Annotated in this window: 6 protein-coding genes; 1 reads left to right on the plus strand and 5 read right to left on the minus strand. The window is 63.1% G+C overall.

Going from position 1 to position 5,549, the window contains the following annotated elements:
* Positions 1-12: 12 nt before the first annotated feature.
* The 5 genes from BST15_RS20560 to BST15_RS20575 all read right to left on the minus strand — a co-directional run bounded on the left by BST15_RS20560 (position 13) and on the right by BST15_RS20575 (position 4,093).
* A complete protein-coding gene (locus tag BST15_RS20560; protein ID WP_046190096.1) occupies positions 13-663 on the minus strand; it encodes a methyltransferase family protein in 651 nt (216 codons plus the stop codon).
* 505 nt (positions 664-1,168) lie between these two features.
* A complete protein-coding gene (locus tag BST15_RS21950; protein ID WP_057970367.1) occupies positions 1,169-1,786 on the minus strand; it encodes a hypothetical protein in 618 nt (205 codons plus the stop codon).
* A gap of 113 nt (positions 1,787-1,899) precedes the next feature.
* Positions 1,900-2,760 (minus strand): hypothetical protein, encoded by an 861-nt coding sequence (locus tag BST15_RS20565; RefSeq protein WP_046190095.1) that lies wholly within the window; start codon positions 2,758-2,760, stop codon positions 1,900-1,902.
* 11 nt (positions 2,761-2,771) lie between these two features.
* Positions 2,772-3,257 carry a hypothetical protein gene (locus BST15_RS20570; protein ID WP_046190094.1) on the minus strand — a complete coding sequence of 162 codons (486 nt, stop codon included), beginning with the start codon at positions 3,255-3,257 and terminating at the stop codon, positions 2,772-2,774.
* A 473-nt stretch (positions 3,258-3,730) separates the two neighbouring features.
* Complete coding sequence (locus tag BST15_RS20575; protein ID WP_046190093.1) at positions 3,731-4,093, minus strand: GNAT family N-acetyltransferase; 363 nt, start codon at positions 4,091-4,093, stop codon at positions 3,731-3,733.
* 353 nt (positions 4,094-4,446) lie between these two features.
* Here BST15_RS20575 and BST15_RS20580 point away from each other — a divergent pair, with 353 nt between their 5' ends.
* Entirely contained in the window at positions 4,447-5,010 is a 564-nt protein-coding gene (locus tag BST15_RS20580) for a hypothetical protein (RefSeq protein ID WP_131701219.1), read from the plus strand.
* Positions 5,011-5,549: the final 539 nt, after the last annotated feature.

Raw genomic sequence — 5,549 nt, forward strand, 5'->3', positions numbered from 1 at the left:
GGCCATCGGACGTCACCATAAGAGACCAGGCCTCAACCAATTTTCGTCAGGTCCCGTCGTGGAACTTCGACCGAGTCCAGGGATGAAGCGTCCCACCCGGCTGGTGTATTCCGCGTAATGCAAGCCGTGCGTCCGCCGTAGATAGGGCTCTTCAACTATCCGCACCTGTAGCTCAATGGACGTGGCCAAGGTGGCGAAGGCGAGCAACGCCAACCCATTCGGAGCGAGGAGCGCTACACCGGCTCCGAAGATCAGCATGGCGGTAAAGATGGGGTTTCGAACCAGTTTGAAGACCCCATTGTCGATCAGTCGGGTAGTTTCGCTGGCGTCGACGCCGATGCGCCATGACTCGCCCATCGACTCCTGCGCTAACAGTGTCCCGGCGATGCCCAGGATCGCTGCGAAAGCTCCTAGCGTGTGCACCGCCCAATGATCAAGCCAGGCCACTGGCGACAGCACACCCAACCATTGCAGCAGGGGGGCCAGAGCGCCCAGCAAGATCGCCACCACGAATCCGGCGCCGGCGAGCCACTCCAACGATCCGGGGCGGCCGTGAAAACCCCGCATGCCTGTCGAACCCGTGAGGCGCCATTGGCGATAACTACGCCATCCGAAGCCCGAGACGATGAATATCCCGTAAAGAGCAAGTGCTGCGGTTGCCATATCGCGAGTTCCTCAGTGGTCGAGGCGGCGGTTCTGGAAGCCTGCGCCGGTCGCTGTGGTTCATCAGGCTTTCCGTGCTTCTTTCGTGGCTCCGCGGCCACGCTAAGGATACATAGCGATATGCGCATATGTCTATACTAATATGGGAATGCGCCCGGGCATCGGACTGAGTGGCCTGCAAACGCCAGACCGACGGCGGGCCCACGACTGGCACCACCGTACCGTTCCGACTTTTGCCACTTAGATGACCGAAATCGCTCCGCCATCTCGGTGACTATCATGGAAAAGGCGCCGCTAGAAGCGGTGACGTTCGCCATCCAGTTTGACAATCGACAGCCGCCGCCGCCGCCACCCGCCCCTCCAGGCAGAAATTGGTGTCACGACTGCTGCTGCCGCCGCTGGCTGGCCGCCGCTTTTTTCAGTAATCGCTGCTGCCCCCGCTGTTGTGACAACCTCCACGGCGGCTCCTGTAGATCTCAAGACATGGGCACATGCGCGAACGGTGTCATCGGGTTGGCGTCGCAGGAAGAGAACCCGAAAATTGTGGGCAGAACATCCTCACCATTTCGATCCAGTCCGAGGTGGCACTTTCGCTGATGGGGATTTCACCCGTTTGAACGTATTTGCACGCACTGGTGCCCATATAGACGGCTATTCCGACCATAAGTCCGCGATCTGCATCCGGCACAGAGTCTTCAATTTTGCTACATGCCAACTTCACATAGGCCTCGACGGACCCCGGAATTAATTGTTGGTAGTAATAGTCGAACAAATGATCAATCTCAACAGCTTGAAATCCTGCCGCCTCGGGATATGCGTCCTTGATCCGTTGCGCCTCGCGGCGGGCCTCAGCCAGCTTCGGGTTCGGCCCGCGGAATCCGCAGGTTGTGTCTTGTAGTGACGGCTGTGGCGCCGAACCCGAGGTAGATTCAAGCGGAACCGTCGACGAACCACCGCTACAAGCTCCTGCGGCAACAACTAGAAACAGGGAAGCGGTAGCCACGCGGATAACCGGCCGTCCGTCCATCAAAATGGAGCTTCGTAACTCGTGACGGACACTGCCGATTCCGATGCGGCCCAGCACGTTCACCAACCGGCAGCGCCCGAACGACGTGCCTTTCATGTAAGCCTCCCAGGCAATCGGCGGTCAGGCCACGATACGCCCCCGCTGCATCCGCGGCTGTGCTCGATGATGTGGGTGTGCCGCGGTTGATCGCTCCCGCCATGGCGTCGGGTTCACGGTGGAGGCGGGGCGGTGTGGCGTAACCATCCGCCGTTCGGGGTGAAGCGCAGGACGTCGATGTTCGTGGTGACGATCAGGACATCGATGTCGTCGGGCAGTCGCAGCGCGGCGGCAGGGACTTCGCCCGGCGTCTCCCGCAGGGTGTGGATCAGGCCCGCGGCGGGGCCGTCGAGGCTGGCCATGAGGACCAGGACGTGGATCCCGGCGCGGCCGGCCAGCGACTGTCGGGCGTTCGTGGACTGCTCGGAATCCAGCCAGTCCTGCAGGAAGGCGGTGACGTCGTAGTCGAGGTCGAGAGTGCGCGCTTGCCCGCTGATGGTGCCAGACAGCAGGATCCCCGGCCCCAATGGGCTGTCCGGCACTACAGCGCAATTAGAGTAGAAGCCAAGCGCTTTCGCGTACTTGGGGAAGTTCTCGTGGTCGGCGAGCGAGTTGATGATCCCGCGGGATTCGAGGTCCTCGATCAGCTGGGTCGACGTCGCGATCAACGTCTTCACCTCGGGGGTCTTGGGGTTGCCGCCGTATGCGCCGGCCGCGCGCGAGACGTCCACCGACACCGCCCACAGGTAGCGGAAACTATATTTGGGGATGTACCGCTGCGGCAGTGCCTCGTAGAGGTCGATGAATCGGCGCAACGCTTGGCTGGTCAGTTCCTTGACCTCGACGACGTGGCGCCGTGACCTGAAGTCGGGGATGGCTCCGCCGGCGACCGCCTCGTCCTGGTCGCAGACGCGGGTGAGGTCCGGATCGTCGAGCGCGGTGGAGGCCAACAGCTGTGCCCGCACCTCGCTCGGCTTGAGTCGGCAGCCGCGATGGCCGCACGGGGCGGGCGTGGTGTCGTCGACCTTCTTCACCGCAGCCTCACTCAGTTGCGCATGTTGGCGAAGGGGCGCAACCCGTGGTGGGCGCGGAACCGGGCGATCATCTCGGTCTCCATCGCGGCTGCCTCTTCGTCGTCGGTGACGCGCCAGCCTACGAGGAGGTCGGCGTGGTCAGCGAGTTGCCAGATCCGGCGGCCCCCGGAATGGCCGATCGGCTCGCCGGCACCAAACCGACGGAACTCGTCGAGCCGCTTGTACAGCCCACGCCCTTGGCCGGCTCCGTGATTGGCCTTGCCGATGTAGACCACGCGGGTGCCGGACACCCACAGCTGCTCCAGCTCGGCCACGGGCACGGTGGGGTCCTTGCCCTTGAAGTGTCCTGCCGGCGAGACGTCGAGGAACGTTGGCGGGTCGTCGGTGGGTCGCACTATGACGTACACACCCGGCCCGGTCGGGACGCCGGCGGTGGGCAGCGCGGCGAACGGCACCCACCCAGCGAAGTCGTCGAGGTCAATCGACTCGGTCCTCATCGGCTCACGCGTCCCGCTCCGTGATCTCTATCATTGCGGCGCAACCCGTTCGGGAGCCTTGTTCCGTTCACACCGTGATTATCCTTGGACGGGACGGTTCGATGATGGGATTTCTGACTGTGGACTTAAACGTGCGGTCCTGCACAGCCGTATCGTTCCAATTTCCGCCACTTGGATGAGAAAAACGGCTGCGCCATCTCCGTGAGAAACACGCAAAGGCGCAGCTAGAGGCGTCGACTTTCGCCATCCAGTTTGAGAATCGACAACCTGGCCACCACAGGTGACGGTCGCCAGACGTCTTCCGATCACTTCCCATGTCGGCAGCGCACGTTCGCATTGGAAGTCGGAATCGATTGCGCTTCAGCGTAAGTCTTTGATCATTGCGAGCCCGAGCGGGCCGTTGCCTTGGCCGACGACGCGGAACCCGTTGCGTTCGTAGAGGTGTTTGGCGGGATTGCGGATGTGGACGTTGGTCACATCGCGTTGTGGTCTCTTGCAAGGGTGGTGAAGAGCGCGTCGAGCAGCACGGCACCGATGCCGGCCCCGCGGTACCCTGGTGCCACTGCGATGCACAGTTCGGGCAGGGGCGTCCCCGCGGCGTCGCAGTGCAGTGGTGGGTTGCCGTAGTAGGTCCACACGGCACCGACGGGTGTGCCCGTGTGATCGGCGGCAATAATCGGCGCCACCCCGTCAGGGGGGAGCATCTCCAGCACTTCGTCGTCATCGGGGTGGGGAAGAGGCCTGTCTTCGATGACGCAGGCGTGACGAGCCATCTCGACGATGAAAGAGGCATCTTCCGTCGTCGCCGCACGAAGCACGATTTGCTGAGGTGTCATCGCCGGAAGTGTGGCAGATGGCGTGTGCGCGACACACCTGGTTTTCGCAGCCGCAGCGCTGGCGCCATCCTCGCCACCGAGTTGGCTGCTTGCCGCCTTTGAACCCTGTGCGATCGCACTCCGTGCCAGGCTTCGGTAAGGCGCTACCGCTGGCGGCGGCGAGTTGTGGTCGACAGACGTCTGCCGTCTGCCATCTGGTGGCGCTGCGCACGGCAACCAGTCCACCCGCTGCTGGGTAAGCGGCATCTAGCCAGGTGGCGCGGGCCAGGAAGACAGCGCTTCTGCTGAGCCGCGGGATCAGGCAAAGTGCGGCGGCTCTGTTGCTGGCCGTCAATAGCACATACGATCCCGGTGTGGGCGCATCGAAGGCTGGCGCATCGGTATTGCTGCTTCTGGCAGTGGGACCTCTATTACTGCTTGCTCCTTGGTGGCCCCTACCGTCACTCTTATTGGCTCCGCTGGTTGCCCTCGCGGCGGTCTACTTGGCGTTCATCTTCGCGCTGGGCTGTAAATGGTGGGCCAAGCGCCAACGAGAACAGACAGTGTCAGCATCCGCATCCGCGTCCGAATCGCGTGCGCATTGGCAGGCCGGCCGCTGGGACATCGACCCGCGTCACGCTTACCTAGCCAATGTCGGTGACGCCACCGCTTACGACGTGAGTGTCACGCTGTCCGACAAGGTGGTTTGCACGGCTGAGACAGTTCCGCCGTTCAGCGCCGAGCGGCTGTCTTCGTCGTCGGGACTGCCGTGCTACGTGAACCTTTCTGTCCGTCAGCGATTCGGTGCTTCGCTCGCCATGACGATGGGTCGTCGCGGAAGCGGCAACGCCGTCACGGAAGCGTCCGCGGTTGAGGTGCAGGTCAGATGGCGTGCGGCATCTGGTGAGTGGCACAACCAAAGCGCAGCGATCTGCTAGTGCGGGCCTGCACGGCATCCGTGGGCTGGCGCACCGCTGCGCGAAGTTTGCGATGCAATCGCAGGAATGTGTCGGTGCGGGAGCCGTCAGATAGACAGATCGAGCGCGTCGAATCTGTGGTGAGCCCAGAGTCGGCGCGACGATTCCTCCGGGTAGGGGCGATCGGTCGGGCGCTGTAGATGCGTGTAGTGCGGGTGCCTGACGGCTCACAGGGGGGGGCCACCTGGGCGCACCGTGGCTGGCGAAGTCCCACCCAATCCGTCCGCATGGTGTGTGAGAGCTGCTCGTATTCGTCTGCCGTGCCGGGAAGGGCTGACGGATGGCTGGTGATGTCGTCGCGCGTGAGTGTGCCGAAGACGAGCAGCATGTCCAGGCTGTGACACCTTCGTCGCTGATATGGCTAAGTCTTTTCGGAAGCGAGCCGGGGGACACATCGCCGTGGGTACCTCATGGCGCGGAACTCTTCGCTTGGGACGGCGGAGCCGGTCGTGTCCTGAAACCGGTGTAAATGGGGCCGGGCGTAGGTTCTGCTTCGAGAC

This window comes from Mycolicibacter arupensis, assembly GCF_002086515.1.
GTDB classification, from domain to species: Bacteria; Actinomycetota; Actinomycetes; order Mycobacteriales; family Mycobacteriaceae; genus Mycobacterium; species Mycobacterium arupense.

What these genes read in the sequence shown, in the direction of transcription:
- BST15_RS20560 (WP_046190096.1), bottom strand. Translation starts at nt 663, where the DNA reads ATGGCAACCGCAGCACTTGCTCTTTACGGGATATTCATCGTCTCGGGC.
- BST15_RS20570 (WP_046190094.1), bottom strand. Translation starts at nt 3,257, where the DNA reads ATGAGGACCGAGTCGATTGACCTCGACGACTTCGCTGGGTGGGTGCCG.
- BST15_RS20575 (WP_046190093.1), bottom strand. Translation starts at nt 4,093, where the DNA reads ATGACACCTCAGCAAATCGTGCTTCGTGCGGCGACGACGGAAGATGCC.
- BST15_RS21950 (WP_057970367.1), bottom strand. Translation starts at nt 1,786, where the DNA reads ATGAAAGGCACGTCGTTCGGGCGCTGCCGGTTGGTGAACGTGCTGGGC.